Genomic DNA, 26,821 nt, shown 5'->3' with positions numbered 1-26,821 from the left:
CGCTATTTCCCTCCTGTGCTGGACGCGCGAAGATGGCCCAGACCGCGAAGAACAAGGGCGACGATCTCCTGGGTGTGCACGCTCCTGAACAGGAGTTGATTCTCCTCGTCGGTCAGTCCGTTCTTCAGGCCGGACACCCCATATCCACGAAGTTCGTCGACGCACCGAGTCCAGTCGATTCGATCTGAACGCAGCTCCTTTGCGTCCACCGCACGATTGAACTCGGCCATGAGCTCCACGTACGCGGGGTCCTGCTCCTGAAACGACTGCTGGAAGGCGGCGGCCGCGGCGCCGGTGAGCGCCTCGATGATGCTCTGCGTGCATCCGCCGAATCCGCCGACGAGGAAGAGGGGCTTGGACGAACGAAGCGCGAGCAGGGCTTCTTCGAGTAGGCCCGGATAGCGTCCTAGGAAGCCGCGCACCGGACCGCCCAACAACACTCGAGCATCTGTCTCTCTCGTCATCGTCTCACGCATCGTAGTGAGACAGCGTGCCCAGACCGCACGGTGCTTGGCACTGTCAGGAGGAAGGAAAGTCGACGTGTCCACCGTGATGTCGTCAGGAGGGGCGATCTCATGGAACACTGCGAGTTGCTTGTTCATCGCGCGGAAACCCGGGTCCAGCTTCAAGGACAGTGGCCACGCGAGGTAGTTGTGTATGGTGCCAGGCACCTCCGGTAGCTCGTCTCGGTAGGTGCGGAGGAGATCGAGGAGCAGGTCGGTGTAACCCCCTTTTCGAAGATCACCTCCGTACGCGGGACTTCCGCCTGATGCCAACAGGTAGCGCGTCATCTCGACGAATGCGTCCTGGAGGTGCACTTCGCCCAGACCAAGCCTGGCGAGGTCAGGGCTCGACGAGATCGAGATGCCGAGCCGGAGCCCGCTGAGCGGTGTCGAAACCGTCGAGCTCATGGGCGCACCGCGGCGAGAAGAGTGGGCGTCGTCATGGTCATGTCGGGTGCGAGTTGCTGAAGAAGCTGGAGCTCCTCGGCGCCGAGCGGCGGGTCCGGGTAGACGACGAGTCGCGGCGGCAACTTCTCCGAGCGCATGTGCAGCGCCGTGAGGAGCCTCCGGCGGACACGGTGTCACATGGGCGTCTTTGGGAACGTCGTAGAGCGAGCGCAGGGTCTCGAAGTGCTGTCGAAAATACTCAAACCGCAACACCTCGTGCAGAACGTCTCCGACCACGCGCTCGCATTCGTCCGGTCGACTCGGGTCCCAGCGCCGCGTCGGCACGTTGCCGGCGTACGGAAAGCTTCGCTTCTCGCCGCGTGAGATGGCGTGAACGACGACGACAGGGCGACGCCGTCGCTTGGCCCACATGATCTCGTGCTGGCACCACTCGCGCGAGGAGTACGCGTCCGTCTGGATCACCAGCAGCGCGGAGCGCTCGATCCCCGCGTCGATCTCATTCTTGAACGAAAACCCTGGTGCGATATCAAGCGTGTCGAAGAACGTCTTGAGGGGAAGAGTGGTCTGGATGTAATCGCGGAGTGATCTGGCGGTCTCTTCGCCGTCCCGCTTGGCATGGCTCAGGAAGAGCGTGACGGGCTGAGGGCTCGCTTCCGTGATGTCCGTTGCGCTAGCGTCGGCGACCCGCTTCTTCCCGAGGAGCTGTCGGCACAGCTCGTGGGTGAGCCGCACGAGCAGCTCGTCGACCTCGCACCGTCGTCCTTGGCGTTCAGACGGAGGTAGTTGCAGACTTGGATCTCCTTGGAGAGGTTGAAGGCATGTTCCGATAGGCGGACCGGAAAGAGCCGGTGCACGCCCCCAGACGCTTCCGTCGCGCGCCAGATCCTGTCGACGAAGCCATCCCAGCCGGCGCCGTTGATCATGTTGTCGTCCACCAGGACGACGACGGCGGTGTGGTGCGCGGCATCGATCGGGACGTCCATTGGAAGCGAGGACACCTCCGACTCGGCAGCGCTCCGAAAGAACACGGGCGCGCCGATGCCGCGCGACGTCGGCGCGTGGACGTCACGGCAAAGGTGCGAGTAGACCCGTTCGGCGATCGCCTGTCCGAGGGAGAAAGACGGGTGCCAAACCACGAACACCGAGAGACACGGCCGGTACGGAGGGCGGATTGCTGCCGCAGTCATTGGAAGATCCGGTTGTTCGCGAACCGCTCGCGGGGGTTGTCGATGAGATGCGCCTTGGCTGTACGCGCGTCGACCGCCTCTTCAATCCACGTGGACAGGGCGTCCGTGGACTGGGGATAGTGGTACCAGCGCGCGTACTTGGTGCCGTCGTTCGCGACGTTGCGCTGCAGCCTGTCCGGTGCGACGGGGTTCTGCGCCGCTGAGGGAAGAACGATCCCGAGGACGCCGTTCGGAGTGACGGTTTGGCCGCTGCGAAGCGAGGCCTGGAGCTCCCAGTCTACATATCGACGCGCCCACGTGCAGCGACCGACCAAGACCAAAGTGACGGAGGAATCCGCGAGAAAGAGTTCTCGGATTCGGCTCATCACGTAGCCGGTGTCCTGGCTGTCGATGACGTCCTGCGACATCTCGCGCCCAAGACCCCTGGCGATGAACACATCGCGGTTGTGATCGAACGCGCGGATAAACCCGTCGACCTCGTTTTGGTCGGCGTGGTGATACGAGATGAAAACCTTGCGACGGATGGGCACGCGAACCTCCGGTGGACGAGAGAGCGCCCCCCCCGCACGCCTCGAGGTGCGATCTGGCGGCGCAAACCAGAACCTAACCCGACAAGCCCGCAAGTCAAGTCGCGGTACGACGATACTGCGGTCGCAGTATTTCAATACTGCACCAAGTTGCCATTGACGAGGTGTCGAAGCGAACGCATAGTGCACTTCGATGAGTTCCTCCACGCAAGGGCACCCAGTGTGGCCCCGCCGGCCGATCGCGGAGGTCACCGAGCGTATCTTCCTCGGAGTGCCGACTCGGGACCGGGCCGGCACCGTGCAGCCGGGCCCGCTCATCGGCGTCGGCGACATCCGGGACAGGCGTGTTCACGCGCCCCCGTCCGACAAGCACTCCGCCGAAGTCCACGCACTGGGCCGCTACCAGGTCCAGGTCGATGACGTTCTTGTTACCTGCCGAGGGAGCCAGTTGAAGGTCGCGATGGTCGATGGCGACGCCGCCGGTGCGCTCATCACTGCGAACCTCATCGCCATTCGCGCGGCCAAGGCGATCTTGGCGCCCGTCCTTCTCGCATACCTCACCGGATCCGAGGGGCAAGCGGCCCTCCTTGGTCGCGGCCGCTCATCGACGCTCGGCCTTTCGCTTACGCCGAGCTCGTTGGGCGGAATTCAGATTCCGGTGCCACCGATCGCCGTTCAGCAGCAGATCGCCGAGCTCGTTCGGGCGGCCGAGCAAAACTTCGTTGCCGCCACCCGCGCGGCCGAACAACGCCGTGCCGTCGCTCATGCGGTGGCGACCGACCTTCTCGGAGGCCGCGTCCCGCGCCGGCGCGAGGCGTCCACCCCATGAACCGCACAGCCATCACCGTCCTAGGCGTCGTCGCCCAGGTCTTCACCAAATGACGCCACAAGGAGATTCGCCATGGGCAACCTGACGCCAGCCAAACTGAATAGTCATCTTTGGGCCGCTGCCGACATCCTCCGCGGTTCGATCGATTCGTCGGACTACAAGAACTACATCTTTGGGTTCCTGTTCCTCAAGCGGCTCTCCGACCGCTTCGAGGAAGAGGCCGAGCATTTGATCGCGGGTGGAGAGGACGAAGACGTCGCCTGGACCGATCGGGACGAGCACCAGTTTTTCGTTCCCAAGCGCGCGCGCTGGCAGGAGATCGGAAAGCTCACCAAGGACGTGGGCGACGGACTCAACAAGGCGTGCGCCGCCCTCGAGGAAGCCAACGCCACACTCGAGGGGGTCCTCCTCGGGATCGACTTCAACGACAGCCGGAAGCTAGGGCGACGGCAAGCAGCGCGACAGCATCCTGCACCGACTGGTTGGCCATTTCTCCGAGCTGTCGCTGCGGAATTCGGACCTCTCCGAGCCGGACATGCTGGGCCGCGCCTACGAGTATCTGATCGAGAAGTTCGCCGACGACGCGGGCAAGAAGGGCGGCGAGTTCTACACGCCCCAGCGGGTCGTCGAGCTGATCACGCAGCTACTCGATCCAGAAGACGGCATGCGTATCTGCGATCCGACGTGCGGGTCCGGCGGCATGCTCATCCAGGGCGCGGCATACGTGGCAAAAAAGAGCGGACAGCGACTCGGCACGGACCCGATCAACGTCACGCTGCACGGCCAGGAGAAGAACCTCGGCACCTGGGCGATCTGCAAAATGAACATGCTGCTGCACGGTCTGTCCGACGCGCGTATCGAAAAGGGCGACACGATCCGCGAGCCCAAGCTCGTGCACGGCGGCGAACTGATGCTCTATGACCGCGTGATCGCGAATCCGCCCTTCAGCCTCGACAAGTGGGGCGCCGAGATGGCCGCGGAGGATCCGTTCCAACGGTTTCACTACGGGCTGCCGCCTAAGAACATGGGCGACTACGCCTTCGTGGAGCACATGCTGGCCACGCTGAGCGCGAAGGGCATGCTCGGCGTGGTGATGCCGCTCGGCGTGCTCTTCCGCGGCAGCGGCGATGGCGAAATCCGCAAGGGCATGGTCGAAGATGATCTCTTCGAGGCGATCATCGGCCTGCCGGAGAACCTCTTCTACGGCACCGGCATCCCGGCCACGATCCTGATCCTGAATCGTGACAAGCCGAAGAAGCGCAAGGACAAGATCCTCTTCATCCACGCCGCGGAGGGCTACGACGCTCGCAGCAACCAGAACGTGCTGCGTCCCGACGACGTGAAGCGCATCGTGTCCGCCTTCCGCAAGTATACCGACGAGGACCGCTTTTCGCGGATCGTGCCATTCTCGGAGGTCAAAGAGAACGATTACAACCTGAATATTAGTAGGTACGTCGACACCCTCGAGCCGGAGGCGCCGATCGATGTCAAGGCGTCCATGGCCAAACTGCGCAAGCTCGAGTCCGAACGAGATGCCAGCGCCCAGAGGATGGACTCGCTCCTGAAGGACCTTGGCTATGGGCGCTGACTTTCACAGATTCGGCCCCCTCACAGCCGACTGGCCCGTCGTGCGGCTGCGTGCCGTCGCTCGGCATCGATCCGAGTGGGTGTCCGTGATCGACGACCGCGAGTACCTGCGTGTCACGGCTCGAACCCGCAATCAGGGTATCGAACTGCGAGACCGCGTGCCCGGCGACAAGATCAGGACAAAGCGCCAGCAGCTCGTCCGCGCCGGCGACCTGCTCGTCGCCGAGATCGACGCGAAGGTAGGAGGCTTCGGCCTCGTGCCCCATGATCTCGACGGCGCGATTGTAAGCAGCCACTACTTTCTCTTCGAGATCGATCACTCGAGGCTGATTGAGTCGTGGCTCGATCAGTTCGTCAGGGCCGGGAAGCTCCAGCGCCAAGTGGATGCCGTCGGTTCGACGAACTACGCATCCATCCGACCTCAGGACGTCCTCACCTTTCAGATTCCGCTTCCCGAAGTCGCCGAACAACACCTTGCATCGCAGATTCTCGACGCCGTAGACGAGTCCATCGCACGTACTCAGTGCTTCATTGATGCACTGGCGGTGGCCAAGCACGCCGTGATGCGCGAGCTGCTCACCAAAGGGCACCCGGAGCACAAGACGAAGCTCGTGCCTCTGCCGGAGTCGTGGCCCGTGGGGCGCATCGCGTCGACGATCGAAGCGATGCCGTCGCACTGGAAGCTCGTGACGCTGACGAATATCGCGAAGCTTGAGAGTGGGCACACGCCCAGCCGCAAGGAACCAGACTACTGGAGCGGCGATATCCCCTGGCTATCGCTGCCAGATTCGTATCGGCTCGATGAGCTCGAGGTCCAAGATGCCGACGGACGCATTAGTCCTCTCGGCATCGCGAACTCTTCGGCGCGAATGCTACCTGTCGGAGCTGTCCTTCTGATCCGGACCGGCGGCTCGCGTGGCAAGTGCAGTCGCCTGGCGAAGACCATGGCGTGCAGCCAGGACTATGTCGCGTTCGTTCCCGGGCCTGAGCTCGACTTTTGCTACCTTTAGCAGGTGTTTCGGCACATGCAGCGCGAGTGGCAACGTCTCAGCGACGGGAGCACGACGCTCCGGAACATCTTTATGCACGCCTTCAAACGCGTGAAGATCCTCCTGCCCCCGCTGCACGAGCAAGCGGTCCTCGCGGATGTCGGTGAGGCGTTCGACATCCGCATCACCGCCGAGGTCCGATACCTCGAGCAGCTTCGCCAGACCAAGCGCGGCCTCGCGCAGGCGCTGCTGTCTGGCCGCGTGCGGGTCGGGGCGAGCAAAGACCAACGGCCCGCTTGCCAGCGGCGCAGCAAGAAGGCGTTAGCATGGCCTCGGACTTCAAGTGGGATGAGGTTCACCTCTCCGAAGAGCCAGCCGACGCCGTGCTCCGCGAGCTCGGCTACGAATTCGTCGCCGCTGAAGTGCTCGATAGCGAGCGCGAGAGCGTCGCGGAGCCGGTTCTGATCAAGCGCCTCGAGGCGGCGCTACGGCGCCTTAACCCGTGGATCAACGAGGACAACGTCAAGAAGGCGATCCGCGCGATCACGCACGCCACCGCAACCGGTCTTATCGAGGCGAACGAGCACGTCCACACCGCGCTGGTCCACAACATCTCCCTCGAACAAGACCTCGGTACGGGCCAGCGTGGTCAGACGGTCCGGTTTATCGACTTCGACAAGCCCTCAAACAACGATTTTGTGTTCACGCGCCAGTATCGGGTCGTCGGAGCGAAGCAGACCATCGTGCCGGACTTGGTCGTCTTCGTGAACGGCATCCCGCTCGTCGTCATCGAGTGCAAGAGCCCGACGATCAACGATCCGATCGAGAAGGCAATCGAGCAGACGTTCCGCTACCAGGAAGCGGACGAGAAGTTCCGTGGTCTCGGTGCCCCCGGCTCTTCCACGCGACCCAGCTCATCATCGCGACGTGCGGCCAGGCGGCGAGGTACGGGACCGTCGGTACGCCCAGCCGGCACTTCAGCGAGTGGAAGGTTCCGCACCCTCTCACGCTTGACCAGCTCACCGCCAACGTCGGTCACATCCCGACTCCGCAGGACGTCGTGCTCTGGGGCATGGCTAGCAAGCAGAACCTCCTGGACCTCATCCAGAACTTCATCGTCTTCGAGGTCGACGGTGCACGCACGTACAAGAAATTCGCTCGCTATCCGCAGTTCGTCGCCGTGAACCGCGCAATCGAGCGCATCCGCGGGAAGCATCACGCGAAGCGGAGCGGCGTCGTCTGGCACACGCAGGGCTCTGGCAAGTCGCTCACCATGGTTTTCCTCGCCGTAAAACTTCGGCGCCTCGCCGCGGCCGCCAACCCCACCTTGCTGGTGGTGACAGATCGGAAGGACCTCGACAACCAGATTACAGCCACGTTCCAGCGATGTGGATTTCCGAACCCGGACCAGGCCCGCAACGTCAAACATCTGCACGAACTCCTCGCCAAGGGCGGCGGGCAGACGGTGATGACCACGGTGCAGAAGTTCCAGGACGCAGCCACCGGTCAGAACCCAGTCCTCAACGAGGCAGAGAACATCTTCGTCATGGTGGATGAGGCACACCGGACGCAGTACCGGAGTCTCGCCGCCAACATGCGTCGCGCGCTCCCCAACGCCTGCTTCCTCGGCTTCACGGGTACGCCCATCGACAAGAAGGATCGGAGCACGTTCCAGACGTTCGGGGAGTACATCCACACGTACACAATCGAGCAAGCCGTGTTGGACGGCGCGACCGTACCAATCTACTACGAGATCCGGCAGTCCCCAGAGCGGCTTGAGGGCGAGTCGATGGACAGCCTCTTCGACCGTATCTTCCGCGACCTCTCCGATGAGGAGCGCGAGAAGGTCAAGACTCGGTACGGCACTCCGGAGGCCATTGCTGGAGCTCCGCGTCGGATTGAGGCCATCTGCCTCGACCTTATCGAGCACTTCGAGAAGTTCATTCACCCGGACGGTTTCAAGGCTCAGGTCGTCGCGTGCAGTCGCGACGTCGCCGTCTCCTACAAGGAAATGCTCGACCGCCTCGGGGCGCCGGAGTCGGCGATCATCATGTCGTCGACGCACAACGATCCCGAGCGACTCGCGAAGTGGAAAACGTCCAAGGAGGAACAACGAAAGCTCATCGCGCGCTTCAAGGACGCTGACGACCCCCTCGCCATTCTCGTCGTGTGCGACATGCTACTCACCGGCTTCGACGCACCGATCGAACAGGTGATGTACCTAGACGCGCCGCTGCGCGAGCACACGCTGCTCCAGGCTATTGCCCGCGTGAACCGGACCGCGGATGGTAAGGACTACGGACTCGTTGTGGACTACTGGGGCGTCGCCTTGTTCCTGGAGCAGGCGCTGAGCATCTTCTCCGCGTCGGACATCCAGGGCGCGCTCAAGCCGAAGACCGACCTGCTGCCGCGCCTCGAGTCGTACCACCGGACGGCGATGAGGTTTTTCGCGAAGTTGCGTCGGGACGATGTCGAGGCGTGCATCCGCGTCCTCGAGCCCGAGGACGCGCGAGCCGAGTTCGAGCTGGGCTTCCGTCGGTTCGCGCGCGGTTTGGACATGCTGCTCCCCGATCCGGCGGCGCTGCCCTTCCTCGCAGACTTGAAGTGGCTCGGCAAGGTACGGAACGCAGCGCGCGTCCGGTTTCGAGATGAACGCTTCGACCTCTCCGGTTGTCGCGCGAAGGTCCGCGCGCTCATCGAGGAGCATTGCCGGGGGCGGCGTAGACCAGCTACTGCCACCAGTGTCGATCCTATCTCCCGAGTTCGAGGAGGGGATACGCAAGCTCGGCTCGAACGAGGCCCGCGCAAGTGAGATGGAGCACGCCATCCGGCACGAGATCCACGTACGGATGGATACGAACCCCGTCTTCTACCAGAGCCTTCGTGATCGGCTCGCGCAGATCATCGACGATCGGCGGCAGTCGCGCATCGACGCTGCCGAGCAGCTGCGACTACTGGGGACCGTCGTGCAGGAAGTAAAGAACGTCCACCGCACAGCCGAGTCGTTCGGCCTCGACGAGTCCGGCTTCGCCCTCTACGAGCTGCTCGGCACCGCTGGTGAGCGCGGGGATGCCTCGCCTCCGGGCGCAGCCGTTGGGACCGGCGCGGTTGATGGTGTCCGCCGCGAACAGGCTGCGCAGATCCTCGTTGAGCTTCAGGGGCTCGTCATCGTCGACTGGATCCAAGGAGGACGTGCAACGCCGCATGCGACAAGCGGTGAAGAAGAGCCTCCGTAGCTCTCATTACCCCCGCGAACACATCGAGGCGCTCACCTCGAAGGTGATGGACCTCGCACGAGTGAGGCTCGCGCGATGACGCCCGAGCAGCGACACGTGCCGTTCGGCAGGTCGGTCATCGACTACCGAATCGAACGAAGTGTGCGTCGGAGGACGGTGACTATCGCCGTCGATTCCGGCGCCGGTGTGGTCCTCAAGGCCCCGACCGGCGCGTCGATGCACCGGCTTGATCACGTCGTGAAGACGAAGGCGCCATGGATCCTGCAACGGCTCATGGAGTTCCGGGAATTCGGACCGGGGCCTACGCCTAAGGAGTTCGTCGCGGGCGAGAGCTACAGCTATCTCGGCCGAAACTACCGACTGAAAATCGAGAAATCATCGGACAGCGTCAAGCCGTTCGCGTCTCTGCACGGCGCCTTCCTGGCAGTGGCTCTCCCTCGCCGCGTCCCGCCCCGCGACGCACTCGTGAGGCTGGCTGTCGTCTCCTGGTACCGGAAACAGGCTCATCGCCGGCTTCCCGAGCGCGTCGCGCTCTATGCGGGGCGCGCCGGCTTGCATCAGCCCCCGGTTCTAGTGCGCGCGCAGGAGAAGCGTTGGGGAGCTGCAATAGCAAGGGGGAGCTCCGCTTCAACTGGCGCGTAATGATGGCTCCCCTATCCCTTGTCGACTACGTCGTCGCCCACGAGGTTTGCCACCTGGCCGTGCGCGACCACTCGACGCGGTTCTGGAAGCTGCTGGGGACGATTCTTCCGGACTACGAAGAGCGTCGGGCGCGGCTCAGAGTCGATGGCGTGCGGTTCCATGTCTGATCGAACTCCGAACGCCATCACCCAGGGTCAGCAACGCTAGCTCGCTCGAAGATCTATCCCCTCAAGATGTACTCGGCGGCATGTCGAAGCCCGCGCATCCCTCGATGGCGTACCCGTTCGTGACGCGCCGCCAGGTTCTGGAGCGTCTCGACCGCGATTCGACCTTCGTTCGGGAGGCCATCGAGATCCTCCAGGTGGTGCTGCCCAGCGACCTCCGTCATTCTGCGTCGCAGCTGCGCCGAAGACTTCCCCAAGGCCCGGCTCTTCGCCTGCTGTCTAGCCAAGCAGGCGAGTCCGATTCGCGGCGTTCGCTGGGTCATGATTTGCCTCTGCCTCGACTGCCAGTTGACGAATGGTCCGAACCCCACGACCGTAGTTTGGCGCAGACCCGGTCGCGACAGTCCGCCCGGGGGTGGTCGCGGCGAGGGGGTCGAGCCGCGGCAGGGTCGATGAGCTAATCATCACGTAAGGTGGGGGTTGGGCGCGGCCGGCCGCTGTGCGTTCTCGCGCTCGGCGGTACTGCGGTTGCGCTCTCGGTCCCGGACCGCCAGAGGCGAGCGGAGCGACGGGGAGGCGCAAGGAAGCGCCTCGAGAACCGCACCGCCGTGGACGGGCTCGCGGGTCCCGGAGGTCCCGAGAGCCCCGGCTGGCTGCGCGGCACTGTTTGCAGCCGGGTCCCGCGTGGTCCCCGGGACCGCGGCGCCACACTGGACGCGGTGCCCGCCAGCGCCGGCAGAGGCTTGTTGCCGCGCCCGGGGCCGACGGGCCCCGTTGTTTGCGAGAACGCGGGAGCAGGACCGTGCGGGGCACGGTCACACGGTCGCCCACAGTCGGCGATGGCGTCAGCCACAGACTCGGCACGTCGAAGGCGTCGTGCGCTCTCGCGTACTGGCAGGCATGGACCAGCACGACTCGACCAAGACCCTCGTCCGACAGCTCATCATCCGGGCCGGGAAGGGCGCTTCGGACCGCGGCGCGCCGGTGGAGGACCGGCGCGACCACGCCTGGTTGGCGTACGCCGTCGCCAACCACGTCGAGCAGTCCGAGCGGCTCTGCGCCGAGGTCATGGGCGCGGCGCTGAGGTCCGTCGACGACCACCACGTCGTGCGCGCATTGCTGGAGGCCGCCGAGACTCTGGCGCCCGACGCTTCGCGACTCGTCGCGCCTGTGAGCCGGCTTTGCGCCGCCGCCCACGTCGAGGGGCGGCACGAGGCCGTCACCGCCGGGCTCAGCCAGCTCGCGCGGTGGGCGAGTGCCGACGAGGCCCGGGGGGTGCCCGAGGAGTGGTTTGCCAGCGTCTCGAAAGCCGCCGACAAGAAGCTCCCGTACCTCTGCCTCCTGTGGTTCCGGCGCTTCGGCGGCGATCACCCCGGGTTCCGCGGCGTGATCCGGGACCATGAGGAATCTTTGCTCGCCAGGGTCATGCCCCCGCGGTCGTGCGCGGAATCCACGCCGCGCAGCCGACGGTCACGGGCTGGATCGCCCTGGCCCGGCACGCCGAACCCGGCGAGGGTGGGCTCGGGCTCTCGTTCGGCGACCTCGAAGCCGAGGCGATCACCACGCTCCGCGAGGCCCGGGACGGGGCGAGTGACGACGCCGTCCGCGCGACGCTGTCCCGCTGGCTCCTGGAGTTGTCTGGCGCCTGATGGACGGCGGTAGGTCCAGGTACAGGAAGGACACCGCGCTGGAGGCGCTCGGGATCGCCGCCCTCGGATTTCTCCTCATGCTGGCCTCGCCCGGCGCGGTCGCGACGTTCGCGGTCGCTCGGATGTCCGGCCTCTGGCTCGACGTCGGACAGCGCTGGACCTTTGCGATCGCCTCGAGCCTGGTCGCGCTCGTCGCGCTCTGCTTCCTGTCGGGCGCGCGAGGGGCTCGTGCGCTACCTGAAGCTGGCGATGGCCGTCACCTTCGTCGTCCTCGTCGCGCGCTTCGGGATCAAGGCGGACTGGGCGGTCGCCTTCTTCGAGTATTACCGGCCGTGACCGTGGCCGGCGAGATCGGCCCGTGCTCGGTGTGCCGGCGGACGGCGAGGCTCAAGCATTGCGGATGCGCGGGGTGCGTCACGAGGTTCGGCGAGCGCTTCGTCGAGCTGGCCGCACGCGTCCGGAGGGACCGGTGGTTCGCCGCGATGTGCCTTGAGGCCATCCAGGACGAAGACCACCGGCAGATCTTCATCGACTACTTCGGCGCAGACGGGGACCGGCCGCCGCCCGCCGTGCGCCACCCGGTCGAGAAATGAATCATCACCGGCGGAGGAAGTCCCTGCGCGCAGATCCGATTGGCGCCGCCCGTCCGGGGGGACCCGAAGCGACTCCACGCATCCGGCTCCCCGTCAGAAAAGGCCTCCAAGCGATCTTGGATTCCCACCATATGTGGGTACCCCGATACTCCCGATGTCGTGAACGGCCCGTTAAAACAGGGTCGGCCGCGTTCCCGGGCAGCGGCGCTCGACAGCCCGTTGCGCGTCGACGCGCGTGGCTTGCGGTCCCGCGTCGATCAGCCGCAGTCGCCCTTGTTGCCGAGCTTGCACGAGCGGCCGAAGCTTCTCTTCGCCTCCGCGTCGCGCCCTGCCGCGGACTGGTAGTTGCCAGCCGTGTGACACGCTCCAGGAAGTCCGCTTGCGCAGTGCCTCTCGCACTTCTTGATGGTCTCCACGCCGACGCTCTTCGTCACCCGCATGGAGTTGCGGCTGACCTTCTTCCCGACGATGGCCACCTCGCGCCGCTCCACGCAACCGAGGTCATCGGTGCAGGAGAGGCCGCGCCCGAGCTTGCAGGCCTTTGCGGTCAGCCTGATCGCGCGCCCGATATCCGGCTTCGTCCCCCATCCGTTCGCGCTGAACTCCGCCGCGCGGGCGCAGCCCTCGGCGTTTCCGGAGTCGCAGGACGCGGCGAAGTGCCGAAGTGCTTCCGCCTGGTCACGGGAGTCCCTCGCGGACTTCGCGGCACGCTCGCCCGCGGCGAGTTCGTCGACGCCCTTGCTCCCCTCGGCAGCCTTCTTTGAGGCTTGCTCGTGCGTCTCGACCTCCGCCTTGTGCGCCGCTGCGCTCTTCGTGAACCGGTACGAGCACTGCTTCACGCGCGCGTAGGTGATATGAACGGCCCCCTCTTTGCTGCTCCACGTCTTCTCCCGGCCTTGGAGGGTAGCCTACGTCACGATCCGGCTCGACGCGAGGCTCGTCGCCACCGTGTTCAGCGGTCGGCGCGTCGTCATCGCCGGTTGACCGCCGGTTGACCGCTGGCGCGGGGGCTGGCGCGGGGCTGGCGCGGGCGGATCCCGGCCATCTCGAGCGCGCGTCAATGCGTGGCGAACAGCTCCGCCTGCACCGGCTCACCGAGCTTGCGGCGGATGACGACGCTCTTGAAGAACGGCGGGCCCCTGGCGGGGCGAGCGTCGGCGGATCGGTCGGCTCGCCGAGCCAGCGGAGGTATCGGTCGATGCCAGCGCTGGTCATGACGAGCGCCTTGATCTTCATGCGGCCGCCGCATTCACAGAGCTCGACGTCGATTTTGAAACTGCGCCGGAGCAAGGCTTTCCACGGCCGATATCCGCAGCGATGCGTGGGCGGCTTGTCTTTCTTCGCGGTGCATGTCGCGCAGTCGTCGTCCGCCTTCTCGTCGATCGGTGGTGGCGGCGGAACGACGCGCGATCTCCATTTGCTGGCGGCCGCAAGAACTCCACTGTACCTGACGGTATTGAAACGCGGAGGATGCACGGCCGTCGCGAGCGCAAATCCGGAGTTCCCAGGTATCAACGACCCGGCCGGCATCCGAAAGCAGCAGCTGGCCGCATTGAGGGCGTACGCGGTGCAGGCTCGCTCCGACGCCACGGATCGCCCCGCGCTACTGATCGGCGACCTCAACATAGACGGCAATGATGGTGACGCCCCACCAAGCAGCGCAAGCGAGTACAGCGGACTACTTGCTTTGCTAGGATTGGCCGACTTCAGCCCATACGACCAAGTCAACTCTCTTTTCAGCAAACGATACGACCTGGGACTCTATGATCTATTTACCACGGCGCCTGCGGACTTGCAGACTGCATTCAACCTCCACGGCGAGCTAGGACCGGGAACTGCTCTGGGCGCATGTCCCAGCGGGGTTGCGAATCCAGGGAAACGGTATGACTACGCTTTGATCCTTCCGGCGCCTGACGCTTTGCCGACGTATGCGATAGCCAAGTCGCCAACACCAACGGCGAGGACGGAGGACTTCGCGCCTGGTGAATCGCTAGACCCAAAGAAGGGCACAAACCTTTTTGTTCCCGTTGGTGACGAATGTCTCTCCGATCACGCGGCGTTGTTCGCAGAATTCGGACTTGTGAGGATCGTGCAGCCCGGCTTCTGGAATTCCTCTCGCAATCATGTGCTCACGTATTCCGTGAAACAGGTTCACGACTTGGGGAGGATTGTTGGGGGTGCGGCGACGCTGACTTTTTCGGAGATATCCGAGTGGTGCGGAGTGACTCTGGCGGGGCTCAGCTACACAAGAACTTTGGTACGTTTGACGATCAGGCGGCACCGATGATCAATGCTTCGCTGAATCAAAACTTCGCTGGTATCTTCCCGCCGGCGAGCGCTACTGCGCTCAATCTCCGCTGGTCAACGAAGCTGACTTTGATTGAAGCCGACTGGGGTCCAGACGATCCCTACGACACAGATGACTACAACAATAGTCTAAACCCTACGACCGAATTCAAGGTGGTTCTGGGCGAATGGTGGCGAGTTCAAGATTTACAACCGCCGTCAAAGATCGGAAGTCTAGATTTTAGAATCAACAGAACCACCGCATGGGAGAAGCAGACTGTTGGGAACCAAGGGGATGATCGGGCACGAGCGCACCATCTTCTGTCGGCCAAAGAGGTCGAATTCTTCGCGGGGCCGTAAATGAAAGTTAGAATATCTGGATTGCTCGTGGCCATTGCAGCGGTGGCGATAACTTGGACGCTATTCGAGCGAGGCAGCCAAACGGAGCGGCAGCCCTCCGCCCCTCAGACAGAACAACTCCGTAGGAACGCGCTCCCCGTCGCGGTGACCTCCACGCGGTCTGAGGTTGGCGAGCGACCCGCTGCTGCGCCGACCGGGCGGGTCAACTCGTCGCGTGTAGCGGCGATAACGGCCGAACTCACGGAGGTGGACCGCTGGTTCGACACCCTTGCCCCAAACCAAAGCTGGCTCGCTGGAAGTGACGAACGCCTTAGGACAACGGCGAATCGCGGCGAGAAGCTGGGGGTCCTGGTCGACCGTGCCGAGTGCCGAGCCGGGGCGTGTCGGGTAGAGATTACGCACTTGCAAGAGCCGCCACGCGAGCCAGAAGTAGTCCGGCTCGGCCAACGCGGCAGGCTGTTCAGATTTGAGGAAGGCGGAAAATGGAAGAGTGTTGCGTTCTTCCCCGCCGGCGGTGCCGAAGCGCCGATCCCCACGACGTCAACAAGGAGTAGGAAATGATCAGCCGCATCTCTCCGATAACGGTGGCGTTGACTCTGCTCGCCTGTCAGCCGAACGACACTGGTGGCGACACGCGCGACCAGGACGTTCTGCCGGACGACCACCCGATGGTAGTCGCCGTCAACAACTGCTTGCGAGCGTGTGCTCGGATATCGGCTGGTGGTGAAGAAAAGCACTGCCCTGGTGTTCCAACTCTCCTTGATTGCGACAGCGGTTGTAAGTTCGCTGCGAAGATCGATCGATGCGTTCCGGAGTTCATCGACTGGTCCAGCTGTCGCGCAGACAAGACGAACGAGTTGGCCTGCAGCCTGGAGAAACGGAAGCCAGTGTTCGTCGGCTGCGATGCGTCGGAAGAAAACTTCCAGCGCTGTGTCGGGCACGTGTTGTGAGATCTGCTGTCCTGTCCTTGGCTACAGCGTTCGCCTTTGCATCCTGCGCGAACAAGGCGGGCGACCCCACGTGCGGGCGCGTGGAAACGTGTCCCAGCGGCCGTGGTCCTGAGATGGTGTTGATACGTCTAGATTGCGGGTCCTTTTGCATCGACACAACGGAAGTGACCCAGTCTCAGTACAATGATTTTGTTGCTTCCTCGCCCGACATTGGGGAACAGCCAACGGGGTGCGAGGTCAACGCCAATTTCTCTCCGGCGTGCGACGATGGAAGCGATGTTCCAGGCGGTCCGACCTTGCCCGCGGTGTGTGTCGATTGGTGTGATGCCGCCGCGTACTGCAAGTGGGCCGGAAAGCGACTGTGTCCGGCGGCCACGGAAGGGCTGTCGATGTGGGAGACGGCATGCACTGCGAAAGGGTCACCGCCAGACGCAGCTCAATGCAACCTCCAGAGTGGCATTCTTGCTTCGGTCGGCCAGTACGCCTGTCACTCCAATCGGGCGCCCTTTGACCAAGTATTTGACCTTCTCGGGAATGCCGAGGAATGGACTGAAGAGTGCAGCGGCGAAACCTGCTTTGCGCTGGGAGGGGCGGCGTGGTCAAACAACTCCTTCTGCACCGGCGGGACTGGCTACACGCGAAAACGAGCTGACACATTCTTGGGGTTCCGGTGTTGTGCCGTGTGACAGGTGGGTTTGCCTGGCTGCGATGCTCGCCATGCTGACATTCGCGGGCTGCCCCAGCCCAAATCGTTACGGAACGCCTCGAACGATACCCGTCGGGAAAGTTGCACACGTCTTCGCAGCAGAAGCAGCGAGTTACGGAGAGGGTGCTGGGCTCGGACCAACATATGAGATCCGCCTTGGCGCGATGGACCGAGTAGACGCTGGCATTCGCCTGGGCATGCTGACGACGATCGGCGGCGATCTGAAGTTCAACTTCGAACGCAGCAAGCAGTTCGATCTGGCCATAGATTTGAACATCCAATATACGTTCGCTTCTACCGATGCGTCCGACGGGTGCGACACGTTTTGCGGTCCCAGCGGCAGGTGGATGTATGCGTATGCCCCGCTGCTGATTGGATTGAACGTCGACCCCGATTTCGCACTGGTGGGCCAGCTTGGGGGCGCATTCGTGGCTCGTGTCGGGCAGTTCCTACACAGGGGACGAACGGCCACACGATTACATGTGGCTTGGAGGGTTCGGGCTCGCAATTAGGGCATCGCAGCAACTGCTACTGCAGCCCGAGGTAAGTTACTTACGCGAGTTCGAGACGAGCCGCGACCGTGCCACACGGCACGCAATCACCTTTGGTCTCGGGTTTGCCGTGACCGAGTAGCCCATGAGTTGCGTTCCTAACACTCGAAAGTACCGCCCCTCCCTCGCCCAGCCCATCGTGACGCCGACCCCGTCCCTGAACTTTCGCCTGCCTCGCGTATCACGACGCGCGGCTGGTCGCGCTGGGCACGCAGGCAGAGGAGCACTTCGCGACCGACCCGACGGTCACGCTGTTCAAGCTCCGGCAGTTCGCCGAGGTGCTGGCCAAGTGAGCATGAGCGCGCTTTCTGCGGAGGTACTATGAGTTCCTAATCGCCCCCTTGAACCGCTCGCCGAACCCTGTTGATGAGGTCTACTACGGGGCGATCAGGGACAGGGTACACGAACTCGTTGGCATGGCGAGCACGTGGTAGGTCATGTTCATCGTTCAGCTCAACCCGGGTCAGGCCCGCTCGCGTCAGTCTCAGCAGCCCCCGGCCGCATGTCCCTGCTGAGGGACTACCTCGACGGACGGTCAGACTGACGAAGCTACCCCGCCAAATACATCCCGTCCCGGCCTCACTCCCAGAGTGTTCAAGACCCCCCCGTCTTCAAGTACATCCCGCTGCCGACGTCCGGCCGCACCGACAAGTACAGCGCGGTGGAAGCCAAACTGGAATGGCCCAGGGTCGCTTTTACCAAATGGAGAGGGGCTCCAGCGGCGAGGGCGTGGCTTGCATGAGCGTGACGGAGCCAGTGAGGCGAGACCTTCTTGTCGAGCGCTTCGGCGGCAGCCGTGGAAACGATGGACCGAGCCTGCCGCGCGCTGAGCTTCTTACCCCGAGCCGGCTTGAACACCCATCCATCGTCCCGTTCGCCAACCGCACGAAGCCGTCGCAAGTCGTCCAGGATGTCCTTCGGCAGGGCAATGGTCCGGGTCTTCGAGCCCTTGCCGGTCACCGTGACGCACGTCGGGCCGAGATCCCGAAAACGGATCCCGACGGCCTCGCTGATGCGGCAGGCCGACACGTACAGGAACTTCATCAGCGTCCGGTTGCGGCCTGCGTGGGCTTCCTTGATCAGCTCGGCGATTTCCTCCGGGTCGAGGATCCGCTCGTGGAGCCTACTGGCGACTCGGGGGATCTTCAGGACGGAGCCAAGGTCGCTCGCCGTGTAGCCGAGGCGGAAGGCGAACCTGCAAAGACTCTTGAGGGTCGAGATCCGACGAGCGCTGGTAGCCGGTGCCGAGCGTTACAGGTTAGAGAAGTAGGTCACTACGTCCGCCGGGGAAGCGTCTCGAAGCCCACCGGTCAAGGAACTCAGGAAACTCTGGGCCTCGCCCACGTACACCCGTTTGGTCGTCTCGGGGCGGCCGGAGATCCAGAGATCCACGAGGTGCTGGTCATCTCGGATCGCAGCGCCGACAGGTTCTTGGGACATGCCGGAAGTACGTGCCTGACCGGCCAGGATCAACCAAGAAACTGCGGGAGAGGACCGCCGAGAATCACTAGTTCTCGGCGGTCACCTACATCGCCCCACAGGCGTTCCGGTTCCCGCCCTGGTAGCCCACGGGAACGGGCACGACACGATCAATAGGGCAAGCGGAAATCCGGACGGTTGAACTCTATCAGGGCTCGTAGTCGCTCGGATCTCTTCATGGAACTGGCCCTCCCAAGAATTCGACGTCCGAAGGTTGATCGTCAGCACGGAGAAACTTACTGGGTGTGTGACAAGAGTCATCAGCCCCGACACCCTCAGCAAGCTCCTCAGCCCTCCGACTGAGCCAGGCTGCCACCTCACGCTGATCATCCCTCTCGACGGTGTCCTTCGACCCCTGAGCCGAGGCAAGCCCAGTGCGCTCCGGCTGACCATCGCCGAAGCAATCCTGAGTGTCCTCGGAGCCGAGACTCTGAGAGCCAGGGTCATCGTCGAGCGCCTTCGGTCCCGAGGTCTCCTTCCAAGAGGGAAGACTCCCGAGAAGACCGTGGGGACCGTGCTCGGTCAAAGGGAAGACCTCTTCGAGCGGGTTAGGCGAGGTCTGTACAGGGCTCGAAGCAAAAGTCTCAGGACGGGTCAACCCGTCGGTGTAGCCAACAGAAGACCACCAAGAAGGAACCAGGAACATGAAGAACAAGATTGTAATCATCAACAACACCAGGACCGGAGCGGCGTTGTGAACCGGCATCAGCGTCGGGCGTTGATGAGTTCCTCTCGGGGTGCCCTGGAGCGCCGACTCGCACAGCTCACGGTGAACCCCGGGACGAAACGCCGCTGGCACTACACGGTCTGGCACGAGCGCATGGAGTCGATCATCCTCAGCGGCCGGCTCTTGCCTGCGGCCGACTATGTGCCGCTAGGTGAGGCCCCGGCAGCGTGGTTCTCGACCAACCCTCTGTGGGAGCCTACCTCAGACAAAGTCACGGGCATGGCTGGCTCAATGGGTCTGAATGCCAAGAATTACGGCGGACCTTCCGCATCGAAGTTGCGCCGAAGATGGCGCCGTACGGCGCGTAGGTGATATGAACGGCCCCCTCTTTGCTGCTCCACGTCTTCTCCCGGCCTTGGAGGGTAGCCTACGTCACGATCCGGCTCGACGCGAGGCTCGTCGCCACCGTGTTCAGCGGTCGGCGCGTCGTCATCGCCGGTTGACCGCCGGTTGACCGCTGGCGCGGGGCTGGCGCGGGGCTGGCGCGGGCGGATCCCGGCCATCTCGAGCGCGCGTCAATGCGTGGCGAACAGCTCCGCCTGCACCGGCTCACCGAGCTTGCGGCGGATGACGACGCTCTTGAAGAACGGCGGGCCCCTGGCGGGGGCGAGCGTCGGCGGATCGGTCGGCTCGCCGAGCCAGCGGAGGTATCGGTCGATGCCAGCGCTGGTCATGACGAGCGCCTTGATCTTCATGCGGCCGCCGCATTCTCGGCAGGCTCGACGTCGATTTGAAACTGCGCCGGAGCAAGGCTTTCCACGGCCGATATCCGCAGCGATGCGTGGGCGGCTTGTCTTTCTTCGCGGTGCATGTCGCGCAGTCGTCGTCCGCCTTCTCGTCGATCGGTGGTGGCGGCGGAACGACGCGCGATCTCCATTTGCTGGCGGCCGCAAGAACTCCACTGTACCTGACGGTATTGAAACGCGGAGGATGCACGGCCGTCGCGAGCCGCGCCAGAAAGGACAGAGGGTCAGATCGATTGCAAAAGTTCCATCGCTGAACGGTTTCTTCAGGGTCAGCCTCACCAGGTCGTCGGCGACGAGCTGGATGCGATCCTGGGCGATCGGCGGGCGCAGGATGTACTTGCAGAGGGCCTCTCTCCCGCGGTGTCGCCTGCGCTCGCGGTAGTCGCGGCGTGCAACGTGAAGCCGTGCTCGGCGGCGCACAGGGCTTTGGTGTGCATGAGCTCGCTATCGGCTCGTAGCTTGATGGGATCTCGTCGGTGCAACGCGGGACTGGCGGAACGGCGCCCAGGGTGGACGCCACTGCGAGCTCCGGCAAGCGCGGGCTCCGTGTCTGCGAGCGTCGCGTCCGCGGTGACGACGCTCGCGCCGCTCTCGTCGTCGTCCGAGATCACACCCTTGCGTCGCAGGAGCGCAATGATGCGCGTGCGTGCGATCTGGAGCACGTCGGCGACGTCGTCGTTGGTGAGGAAGGGGAGCGCATGGAACGCCAGTTCGCCGGCCTCTTCGGCGAACACACCGTCCAGTCCGAGTGTGTGGAAATGGGGATTCAGTCGGAAGTCCGAGCTGACGCGCTGCACCGCGGTGACGGCGCCGCTCTTGCCGCCCTTGATGCCGCGGTCGCGCATCTTGTGGCGATACCAGCCCAGCACGGAGTCCACGAACGTGCGGCTCACGGCTCCAAGCAGCTTGGCGTCGTACGCGAGCCGCGCGCGCAGCTCGAACGGCAACGTCAGGACGAATTGCCGGAGCGGGGCGTCATTTGGCAGAATGTGATCCACGAGGTCGGCGGCGCCCGCCGCCATGCGCCTGCCCAGGCAAGCCGGGCAAAAGGCGCGCCCCTTGCACGAAAACGCCACGGCCTTCTGCTTCCGGCAATCGCAGCAAGCGAGTACAGAAAATCCTCGCGCCAGGATCCCGCAATCGACATAGCCCTCGAGGCTCCGCGCGTACGAAGCCGGGCAGCGGCGCGGCGAAGCCGTGCTCCGCGGCTTCGTAGAGCGTGCGCAGGTTTTCGCGCACGACCCTGTGCAAGGCGCTCGCCTCCGGCCGGCGCCGCGAATACGTCGGCTTGACGGACACGACGCTCGAGCGCAATCCGCGTGCCGATCGCGCACGCGAAGGATTCCCGCTACATGGCGGCGGCGCGTGGGTGGCGGCGTCGTTTCCGCCGGCGGCAGCCGCCACCCGACGCGCGAAGCCCACGGCCGGCCCGGAGCAGCGGGGATGATTTTCGAGGTCCGCGGCGAACACGTGTGCCAGAAGCCAGGCCCAGCGCTTGCGCGGCACAGGCGCGTCGTCGCCCTCGCCGAGCAGAGCGGGAGCGCTCCGGTTCCGGGAAGGCGTGTGCGGCGTGGCCCACGCCACGTGCGCCTCAGCGAGCCGCATGCCAAGCGGATACGTCGACAAACCCCGGGGAATGCCGCGCCGGACCGGTGGCGAACCGCCGGCGAAAGGGTGGCGGTCGCTACCCTTCACCCGCCACCGAGCGCCGCGCGCACGCGCGCGAGGGCTTCCCCGAGGTCTTGCGCCACCAGCTCCGCCGGCAGCCGCAACACGCGCCACCCGCGGCGACCGAGCTCCCGGTCCCGGCGCGCGTCCGCCGCGCACCGGCTGGCGTGGTACGCGCCATCGACCTCAATCACGACGTGCACGGAGGGCACCGCAAAGTCCGCGATGTACCGGCCGACGACGTACTGACGGCGGACGAGCACACCGACCCGCCCGCCGCGGAGCTGCCGCCACAGCGCTTCCTCCGTGGGCGTTTGCGCGAAGCGCATGGCGCGTGCCCGAGCTTCGGTGACTTGCGAGTGAGTGATCTTCCAAGACATGGCGCCTCCTGTCCGGCACCGCGGCCGGGCTTTGCCCACTCACGGCGCAGGAGTCGTGACAGGCGCCTCATTCCTCGCGACCCGCGCACGCCTTCCGCTTTCGTGAGCGCTGAGCCCTTCCCGTCGCTCCCCTTGCCGTACACCAGCTGGTAGGTCCCTTCGAACGACGCCTGGCGCAGCGCGTCGATGCGGGACGAATGGGATGTCGTCGTGTCGAGGGCATCGACCTCGGCGAGCACTTGCGCGGCTTCGTACATGTCGCGCACGGGATGGAGGCTCTTGTTCAAGGTTGCGCCCGCGTTCGTCTCGTCGAAGTCCCGTCGCGTCACCGAGTGGAACCAGGCGCACGCCTTGCCCTTCCAGTGTGCACTCACTCCCGGCTGCGCAGCCCACCGTCCGCGATGGGGTCGGTGATCACACCGAGCGCAGCGAGTCCGAGCTCACGGAACACGCGCCCGCGCTCGCTGAGCTTGCCCTCCTGTTTCAGGAACAGGCGGTAAATCCGCAGCATGCGCAGCCCGAAGTCGACCTGCGACATGGAGTCGTACGCGATGTACTTTTCGTTCCAGTAGACCAGGCGGTTGAACTTCGAGAGGTCCAGCTTTTCCTTACCATTCACCACGTGTTTCCAGCTTCAGGTAGTCGGTCTTGCCCTGCTTGTAGAAGCGGACATTGGGATTCGACAGCAGGTACAGCGTCTGCTGGTAGAGCAGGTCGGCGGACGCGCTCGCGGGGCCGTCCTTCCCAGCGGCGCCTTGCAGCTGCTCGAGGCACGGGTTGACCTTGTGCCAGGTGTAGTCGCTCCGGACTTCGTGCACCTGATGGGAGCTGCCTGCGAGCTGGAAGTTGACGAGCTTCGTGTCGCAGCCGACTCCGACGGCCAATCCCTCCGTGTCGATTGGTTCGGCGTCGAACGCCTGTTCGTCGAGCGCCTCGACGGCGCAGGCCGGAGTCAGCGCCCAGCACGAGAAGGCCGAAGAGTGCGCCGGCTATCCGACCGGCGAACCACGATGACGAACCACGAGACGGGCAGCGAAGCGGCATGAGCAGACCTCCGAGTGGACGCACTTGCAGCTCTCGTTCCAGGACGTCTTGCTCCCAGATCGCCGCGCTTCGCCGTATGCCACCGACACCCTCGCGCGGAGAGACCAGCCAGTTGCAAGCCGTTTGTGCTCGCCCCGGTGTCTGACATGTCTGCTGACACACGGTCACTCGAGCTTCGCCCTCGACCTCGGCACCCGGCCCGAAACTCACTGGCAGTCGGATGGCGCCAGCGAGAGACGGTCGCTCACTTGCACGCCATCGTCTTCATCTGCAGCACGTCCTTCTCGCAGACCACGCTACCCGCTTTGCAAGTCCCCCATTCGCCCTGCTGGCCACACTCGGGCAGTGACTCTAGAAACCCCTGCGAGACGGAGTCGCACTTGGTCAGCGAGAGTCCTACGCACTCGAGCGGCGTGGTGAACTCACGATCAGCAGAACCGAGCAGTCGAAATCGAAACCGATCTTGGGATTCTTGCTCGGTGTGAGCATGTAGGCCGATTGACCTGGATGCACTTCCGGGTCATCGTCAGCGCAGTCCGTGCCGGCACAAGACTCACTCTTGGCACCGTCGTCGTCGCAGTCGCAGGCGACCTTGCACCCTGCGCTCGTTCCTGCACTTCCGCCCGACGCGGCCCCACCGGACGCGGCCCCGCCCGAGGCAGCACCGCCCGTGTTCACGGAGTCGCTGCCCTCGGGTAGATCGACCAACAGCGCGCACCCTTGGATCCCGAGCAACGCCCCGAGACCGACGCTCACCGAGGTGCGGCCTTTCATGACCTCATGGTAGCCCAAGTGACCGCACAGAAGAGCGCTCTGCTTCGGTCGTTTTTGGTCTCGTCCTGGCCCTGACACTTTTCCCTCGGGCGGCGCACGCGGACGAACCACGGGTAGAGGAGCGGCGGCGGAGTTCGAGCTGGGTTTGAAGCTGTACGAGCGAGCCGACTACGCCAATGCCGCGCAGGCATTCCTGCGAGCCGACAAGCTCGCGCCCAGCGAAGATGCCTTGCGAAACGCCATCGCCGCTGGGCGCAAAGCCAGCGACCATCTCCTGGTCGCGCGTGCCAGCCGTCGAGCCATCGAACGCCAGACGACGGGCGCGGAGTTGCTCGCAGCGGCCAGAGAGGCCCTGTCGCAAGCCGCGCCACACCTGGGGCGGCTGCAGCTGAGTTGTGAGCCCGCGCCGTGTGAGCTGCGAGTGGACGAAGAGCTCGCCCCTGCCGGCGAACACTGGGTGCTGCCCGGCACTCGGCGCATCGTCGCGCGGCACGAGAAGCAGAGGGAAGTGCGCGAGCTGGTTCTGGAGCCCGGGGCGACCTATCGAATCGTGCTTCGAGTCGTGGAGCCGGCCGCAAAACCCCGCGCACGGCCGCCTGCTCCACGTCCTTCGACCTCCGGGGCGCGCGGGATGCGCGCGTAGGTGATATGAACGGCCCCCTCTTTGCTGCTCCACGTCTTCTCCCGGCCTTGGAGGGTAGCCTACGTCACGATCCGGCTCGACGCGAGGCTCGTCGCCACCGTGTTCAGCGGTCGGCGCGTCGTCATCGCCGGTTGACCGCCGGTTGACCGCTGGCGCGGGGCTGGCGCGGGGCTGGCGCGGGCGGATCCTGCCATCTCGAGCGCGCGTCAATGCGTGGCGAACAGCTCCGCCTGCACCGGCTCACCGAGCTTGCGGCGGATGACGACGCTCTTGAAGAACGGCGGGCCCCTGGCGGGGCGAGCGTCGGCGGATCGGTCGGCTCGCCGAGCCAGCGGAGGTATCGGTCGATGCCAGCGCTGGTCATGACGAGCGCCTTGATCTTCATGCGGCCGCCGCATTCACAGAGCTCGACGTCGATTTTGAAACTGCGCCGGAGCAAGGCTTTCCACGGCCGATATCCGCAGCGATGCGTGGGCGGCTTGTCTTTCTTCGCGGTGCATGTCGCGCAGTCGTCGTCCGCCTTCTCGTCGATCGGTGGTGGCGGCGGAACGACGCGCGATCTCCATTTGCTGGCGGCCGCAAGAACTCCACTGTACCTGACGGTATTGAAACGCGGAGGATGCACGGCCGTCGCGAGCCGCGCCAGAAAGGACAGAGGGTCTAGATCGATTGCAAAAGTTCCATCGCTGAACGGTTTCTTCAGGGTCAGCCTCACCAGGTCGTCGGCGACGAGCTGGATGCGATCCTGGGCGATCGGCGGGCGCAGGATGTACTTGCAGAGGGCCTCTCTTCCCGCGGTGTCGCCTGCGCTCGCGGTAGTCGCGGCGTGCAACGTGAAGCCGTGCTCGGCGGCGCACAGGGCTTTGGTGTGCATGAGCTCGCTATCGGCTCGTAGCTTGATGGGATCTCGTCGGTGCAACGCGGGACCGGCGGGAACGGCGCCCAGGGTGGACGCCACTGCGAGCTCGGCAAGCGCGGGCTCCGTGTCTGCGAGCGTCGCGTCCGCGGTGACGACGCTCGCGCCGCTCGTCGTCGTCCGAGATCACACCCTTGCGTCGCAGGAGCGCAATGATGCGCGTGCGTGCGATCTGGAGCACGTCGGCGACGTCGTCGTTGGTGAGGAAGGGGAGCGCATGGAACGCCAGTTCGCCGGCCTTCTTCGGCGAACACACCGTCCAGTCCGAGTGTGTGGAAATGGGGATTCAGTCGGAAGTCCGAGCTGACGCGCTGCACCGCGGTGACGGCGCCGCTCTTGCCGCCCTTGATGCCGCGGTCGCGCATCTTGTGGCGATACCAGCCCAGCACGGAGTCCACGAACGTGCGGCTCACGGCTCCAAGCAGCTTGGCGTCGTACGCGAGCCGCGCGCGCAGCTCGAACGGCAACGTCAGGACGAATTGCCGGAGCGGGGCGTCATTTGGCAGAATGTGATCCACGAGGTCGGCGGCGCCCGCCGCCATGCGCCTGCCCAGGCAAGCCGGGCAAAAGGCGCGCCCCTTGCACGAAAACGCCACGGCCTTCTGCTTCCGGCAATCGCAGCAAGCGAGTACAGAAAATCCTCGCGCCAGGATCCCGCAATCGACATAGCCCTCGAGCTCGGCGCGTACGAAGCCGGGCAGCGGCGCGGCGAAGCCGTGCTCCGCGGCTTCGTAGAGCGTGCGCAGGTTTTCGCGCACGACCCTGTGCAAGGCGCTCGCCTCCGGCCGGCGCCGCGAATACGTCGGCTTGACGGACACGACGCTCGCAAGCGCAATCCGCGTGCCGATCGCGCACGCGAAGGATTCCCGCTACATGGCGGCGGCGCGTGGGTGGCGGCGTCGTTTCCGCCGGCGGCAGCCGCCACCCGACGCGCGAAGCCCATGGCCGGCCCGGAGCAGCGGGGATGATTTTCGAGGTCCGCGGCGAACACGTGTGCCAGAAGCCAGGCCCAGCGCTTGCGCGGCACAGGCGCGTCGTCGCCCTCGCCGAGCAGAGCGGGAGCGCTCCGGTTCCGGGAAGGCGTGTGCGGCGTGGCCCACGCCACGTGCGCCTCAGCGAGCCGCATGCCAAGCGGATACGTCGACAAACCCTGGGGAATGCCGCGCCGGACCGGTGGCGAACCGCCGGCGAAAGGGTGGCGGTCGCTACCCTTCACCCGCCACCGAGCGCCGCGCGCACGCGCGCGAGGGCTTCCCGAGGTCTTGCGCCACCAGCTC

The 26,821-nt window shown here is 64.8% G+C and carries 28 protein-coding genes and 2 pseudogenes; 15 read left to right on the top strand and 15 right to left on the bottom strand.

Annotated elements, in window-relative coordinates; translation table 11 throughout:
- Positions 1-2: 2 nt before the first annotated feature.
- The 3 genes from IPI67_37280 to IPI67_37270 are packed head-to-tail and all read right to left on the bottom strand — an operon-like array spanning position 3 to position 2,943.
- Positions 3-1,643, bottom strand: coding sequence for a TIR domain-containing protein (locus IPI67_37280; protein MBK7585826.1), 1,641 nt, complete (start codon positions 1,641-1,643; stop codon positions 3-5).
- Positions 1,532-2,098 carry a hypothetical protein gene (locus IPI67_37275; GenBank protein ID MBK7585825.1) on the bottom strand — a complete coding sequence of 189 codons (567 nt, stop codon included), beginning with the start codon at positions 2,096-2,098 and terminating at the stop codon, positions 1,532-1,534. Before IPI67_37275 ends, IPI67_37280 begins: the two co-directional genes overlap by 112 nt.
- Positions 2,095-2,943, bottom strand: a complete 849-nt coding sequence (locus tag IPI67_37270) for a TIR domain-containing protein (GenBank protein MBK7585824.1) — start codon at positions 2,941-2,943, stop codon at positions 2,095-2,097. The genes IPI67_37275 and IPI67_37270 overlap by 4 nt, the downstream gene beginning before the upstream one ends.
- A gap of 130 nt (positions 2,944-3,073) precedes the next feature.
- Between IPI67_37270 and IPI67_37265 the strand changes: the two genes are divergently transcribed.
- From IPI67_37265 to IPI67_37240, 6 genes and pseudogenes are all read left to right on the top strand, one after another.
- The gene (locus tag IPI67_37265; protein MBK7585823.1) at positions 3,074-3,454 is read left to right on the top strand and encodes a hypothetical protein; all 381 of its coding nucleotides are present in this window, start codon (positions 3,074-3,076) and stop codon (positions 3,452-3,454) included.
- Between the two features lie 72 nt (positions 3,455-3,526).
- Positions 3,527-5,042: pseudogene (locus IPI67_37260) on the top strand (SAM-dependent DNA methyltransferase).
- A gap of 85 nt (positions 5,043-5,127) precedes the next feature.
- Positions 5,128-6,051, top strand: coding sequence for a restriction endonuclease subunit S (locus tag IPI67_37255; GenBank protein MBK7585822.1), 924 nt, complete (start codon positions 5,128-5,130; stop codon positions 6,049-6,051).
- Between the two features lie 305 nt (positions 6,052-6,356).
- Positions 6,357-9,345, top strand: a pseudogene (locus tag IPI67_37250) (type I restriction endonuclease subunit R).
- The gene (locus IPI67_37245; protein ID MBK7585821.1) at positions 9,342-9,908 is read left to right on the top strand and encodes a DUF45 domain-containing protein; all 567 of its coding nucleotides are present in this window, start codon (positions 9,342-9,344) and stop codon (positions 9,906-9,908) included. The pseudogene IPI67_37250 and the gene IPI67_37245 overlap by 4 nt, the downstream one beginning before the upstream one ends.
- Positions 9,860-10,075: a M48 family metallopeptidase gene (locus tag IPI67_37240; GenBank protein MBK7585820.1), complete on the top strand. Its 216-nt coding sequence runs from the start codon at positions 9,860-9,862 to the stop codon at positions 10,073-10,075. Before IPI67_37245 ends, IPI67_37240 begins: the two co-directional genes overlap by 49 nt.
- A 53-nt stretch (positions 10,076-10,128) precedes the next feature.
- On the opposite strand, the gene IPI67_37235 is transcribed toward IPI67_37240, so the two are convergent.
- Positions 10,129-10,395: a hypothetical protein gene (locus tag IPI67_37235; GenBank protein ID MBK7585819.1), complete on the bottom strand. Its 267-nt coding sequence runs from the start codon at positions 10,393-10,395 to the stop codon at positions 10,129-10,131.
- Between the two features lie 1,116 nt (positions 10,396-11,511).
- Between IPI67_37235 and IPI67_37230 the strand changes: the two genes are divergently transcribed.
- Together IPI67_37230 and IPI67_37225 are read left to right on the top strand one after the other, a co-directional pair.
- A complete protein-coding gene (locus IPI67_37230) occupies positions 11,512-11,721 on the top strand; it encodes a hypothetical protein (protein ID MBK7585818.1) in 210 nt (69 codons plus the stop codon).
- A 338-nt stretch (positions 11,722-12,059) separates the two neighbouring features.
- Positions 12,060-12,314 (top strand): hypothetical protein, encoded by a 255-nt coding sequence (locus tag IPI67_37225; protein ID MBK7585817.1) that lies wholly within the window; start codon positions 12,060-12,062, stop codon positions 12,312-12,314.
- Positions 12,315-12,571: 257 nt separating this feature from the next.
- On the opposite strand, the gene IPI67_37220 is transcribed toward IPI67_37225, so the two are convergent.
- Positions 12,572-13,153, bottom strand: a complete 582-nt coding sequence (locus IPI67_37220; GenBank protein MBK7585816.1) for a sel1 repeat family protein — start codon at positions 13,151-13,153, stop codon at positions 12,572-12,574.
- Positions 13,154-13,512: 359 nt separating this feature from the next.
- On the opposite strand from IPI67_37220, the gene IPI67_37215 reads away from it, so the two are divergent.
- The 5 genes from IPI67_37215 (at position 13,513) to IPI67_37195 (ending at position 17,128) form a co-directional block, all read left to right on the top strand.
- The gene (locus IPI67_37215) at positions 13,513-14,601 is read left to right on the top strand and encodes a hypothetical protein (protein ID MBK7585815.1); all 1,089 of its coding nucleotides are present in this window, start codon (positions 13,513-13,515) and stop codon (positions 14,599-14,601) included.
- Positions 14,598-14,960 (top strand): hypothetical protein, encoded by a 363-nt coding sequence (locus tag IPI67_37210; protein ID MBK7585814.1) that lies wholly within the window; start codon positions 14,598-14,600, stop codon positions 14,958-14,960. The genes IPI67_37215 and IPI67_37210 overlap by 4 nt, the downstream gene beginning before the upstream one ends.
- A gap of 557 nt (positions 14,961-15,517) precedes the next feature.
- The gene (locus IPI67_37205) at positions 15,518-15,910 is read left to right on the top strand and encodes a hypothetical protein (GenBank protein MBK7585813.1); all 393 of its coding nucleotides are present in this window, start codon (positions 15,518-15,520) and stop codon (positions 15,908-15,910) included.
- Positions 15,911-16,074: 164 nt separating this feature from the next.
- Positions 16,075-16,596: an SUMF1/EgtB/PvdO family nonheme iron enzyme gene (locus IPI67_37200; GenBank protein MBK7585812.1), complete on the top strand. Its 522-nt coding sequence runs from the start codon at positions 16,075-16,077 to the stop codon at positions 16,594-16,596.
- 217 nt (positions 16,597-16,813) lie between these two features.
- The gene (locus IPI67_37195) at positions 16,814-17,128 is read left to right on the top strand and encodes a hypothetical protein (protein ID MBK7585811.1); all 315 of its coding nucleotides are present in this window, start codon (positions 16,814-16,816) and stop codon (positions 17,126-17,128) included.
- 633 nt (positions 17,129-17,761) lie between these two features.
- Here IPI67_37195 and IPI67_37190 read toward each other — a convergent pair.
- The 9 genes from IPI67_37190 to IPI67_37150 form a co-directional block, all read right to left on the bottom strand.
- The gene (locus IPI67_37190) at positions 17,762-18,388 is read right to left on the bottom strand and encodes a tyrosine-type recombinase/integrase (GenBank protein ID MBK7585810.1); all 627 of its coding nucleotides are present in this window, start codon (positions 18,386-18,388) and stop codon (positions 17,762-17,764) included.
- 30 nt (positions 18,389-18,418) lie between these two features.
- The gene (locus tag IPI67_37185) at positions 18,419-18,607 is read right to left on the bottom strand and encodes a hypothetical protein (protein ID MBK7585809.1); all 189 of its coding nucleotides are present in this window, start codon (positions 18,605-18,607) and stop codon (positions 18,419-18,421) included.
- Between the two features lie 1,281 nt (positions 18,608-19,888).
- Complete coding sequence (locus IPI67_37180) at positions 19,889-20,068, bottom strand: hypothetical protein (GenBank protein MBK7585808.1); 180 nt, start codon at positions 20,066-20,068, stop codon at positions 19,889-19,891.
- Positions 20,065-20,250 carry a hypothetical protein gene (locus tag IPI67_37175; protein MBK7585807.1) on the bottom strand — a complete coding sequence of 62 codons (186 nt, stop codon included), beginning with the start codon at positions 20,248-20,250 and terminating at the stop codon, positions 20,065-20,067. The genes IPI67_37180 and IPI67_37175 overlap by 4 nt, the downstream gene beginning before the upstream one ends.
- A 144-nt stretch (positions 20,251-20,394) precedes the next feature.
- Positions 20,395-21,453 carry a transposase zinc-binding domain-containing protein gene (locus IPI67_37170; protein MBK7585806.1) on the bottom strand — a complete coding sequence of 353 codons (1,059 nt, stop codon included), beginning with the start codon at positions 21,451-21,453 and terminating at the stop codon, positions 20,395-20,397.
- 357 nt (positions 21,454-21,810) lie between these two features.
- Positions 21,811-22,167, bottom strand: a complete 357-nt coding sequence (locus tag IPI67_37165; protein MBK7585805.1) for a DUF559 domain-containing protein — start codon at positions 22,165-22,167, stop codon at positions 21,811-21,813.
- Positions 22,168-22,537: 370 nt separating this feature from the next.
- Entirely contained in the window at positions 22,538-22,786 is a 249-nt protein-coding gene (locus IPI67_37160; GenBank protein MBK7585804.1) for a hypothetical protein, read from the bottom strand.
- Positions 22,776-23,051 carry a hypothetical protein gene (locus tag IPI67_37155; protein ID MBK7585803.1) on the bottom strand — a complete coding sequence of 92 codons (276 nt, stop codon included), beginning with the start codon at positions 23,049-23,051 and terminating at the stop codon, positions 22,776-22,778. The genes IPI67_37160 and IPI67_37155 overlap by 11 nt, the downstream gene beginning before the upstream one ends.
- 556 nt (positions 23,052-23,607) lie before the next feature.
- On the bottom strand, positions 23,608-23,985 hold the full coding sequence (locus tag IPI67_37150) for a hypothetical protein (GenBank protein ID MBK7585802.1): 378 nt from the start codon (positions 23,983-23,985) through the stop codon (positions 23,608-23,610).
- 145 nt (positions 23,986-24,130) lie between these two features.
- On the opposite strand from IPI67_37150, the gene IPI67_37145 reads away from it, so the two are divergent.
- Positions 24,131-24,628, top strand: coding sequence for a hypothetical protein (locus IPI67_37145; protein MBK7585801.1), 498 nt, complete (start codon positions 24,131-24,133; stop codon positions 24,626-24,628).
- Positions 24,629-24,749: 121 nt separating this feature from the next.
- Here IPI67_37145 and IPI67_37140 read toward each other — a convergent pair whose 3' ends face one another.
- Positions 24,750-25,460 carry a transposase gene (locus IPI67_37140; protein MBK7585800.1) on the bottom strand — a complete coding sequence of 237 codons (711 nt, stop codon included), beginning with the start codon at positions 25,458-25,460 and terminating at the stop codon, positions 24,750-24,752.
- 236 nt (positions 25,461-25,696) lie between these two features.
- Here IPI67_37140 and IPI67_37135 point away from each other — a divergent pair, with 236 nt between their 5' ends.
- A complete protein-coding gene (locus IPI67_37135; protein MBK7585799.1) occupies positions 25,697-26,512 on the top strand; it encodes a hypothetical protein in 816 nt (271 codons plus the stop codon).
- Positions 26,513-26,821: the final 309 nt, after the last annotated feature.

The organism is Myxococcales bacterium (genome assembly GCA_016706225.1).
Taxonomy (GTDB): Bacteria; Myxococcota_A; Polyangia; order Polyangiales; family Polyangiaceae; genus JADJKB01.
The sequence above is the reverse complement of the archived record's forward strand: the minus strand, read 5'-3'. Positions and strand labels throughout refer to the sequence as shown.

Coding starts and splice junctions, on each gene's coding strand:
- IPI67_37275 (MBK7585825.1), bottom strand. CDS start 2,098: ATGACTGCGGCAGCAATCCGCCCTCCGTACCGGCCGTGTCTCTCGGTG.
- IPI67_37270 (MBK7585824.1), bottom strand. CDS start 2,943: ATGAGCGGGCCCGGCTGCACGGTGCCGGCCCGGTCCCGAGTCGGCACT.
- IPI67_37245 (MBK7585821.1), top strand. CDS start 9,342: ATGACGCCCGAGCAGCGACACGTGCCGTTCGGCAGGTCGGTCATCGAC.
- IPI67_37235 (MBK7585819.1), bottom strand. CDS start 10,395: ATGACCCAGCGAACGCCGCGAATCGGACTCGCCTGCTTGGCTAGACAG.
- IPI67_37215 (MBK7585815.1), top strand. CDS start 13,513: ATGCCAGCGCTGGTCATGACGAGCGCCTTGATCTTCATGCGGCCGCCG.
- IPI67_37210 (MBK7585814.1), top strand. CDS start 14,598: ATGATCAATGCTTCGCTGAATCAAAACTTCGCTGGTATCTTCCCGCCG.
- IPI67_37205 (MBK7585813.1), top strand. CDS start 15,518: ATGATCAGCCGCATCTCTCCGATAACGGTGGCGTTGACTCTGCTCGCC.
- IPI67_37195 (MBK7585811.1), top strand. CDS start 16,814: ATGCTGACGACGATCGGCGGCGATCTGAAGTTCAACTTCGAACGCAGC.
- IPI67_37185 (MBK7585809.1), bottom strand. CDS start 18,607: ATGTCCCAAGAACCTGTCGGCGCTGCGATCCGAGATGACCAGCACCTC.
- IPI67_37180 (MBK7585808.1), bottom strand. CDS start 20,068: ATGAAGATCAAGGCGCTCGTCATGACCAGCGCTGGCATCGACCGATAC.
- IPI67_37175 (MBK7585807.1), bottom strand. CDS start 20,250: ATGGAGATCGCGCGTCGTTCCGCCGCCACCACCGATCGACGAGAAGGC.
- IPI67_37165 (MBK7585805.1), bottom strand. CDS start 22,167: ATGTCTTGGAAGATCACTCACTCGCAAGTCACCGAAGCTCGGGCACGC.
- IPI67_37150 (MBK7585802.1), bottom strand. CDS start 23,985: ATGAAAGGCCGCACCTCGGTGAGCGTCGGTCTCGGGGCGTTGCTCGGG.
- IPI67_37135 (MBK7585799.1), top strand. CDS start 25,697: ATGATGCGCGTGCGTGCGATCTGGAGCACGTCGGCGACGTCGTCGTTG.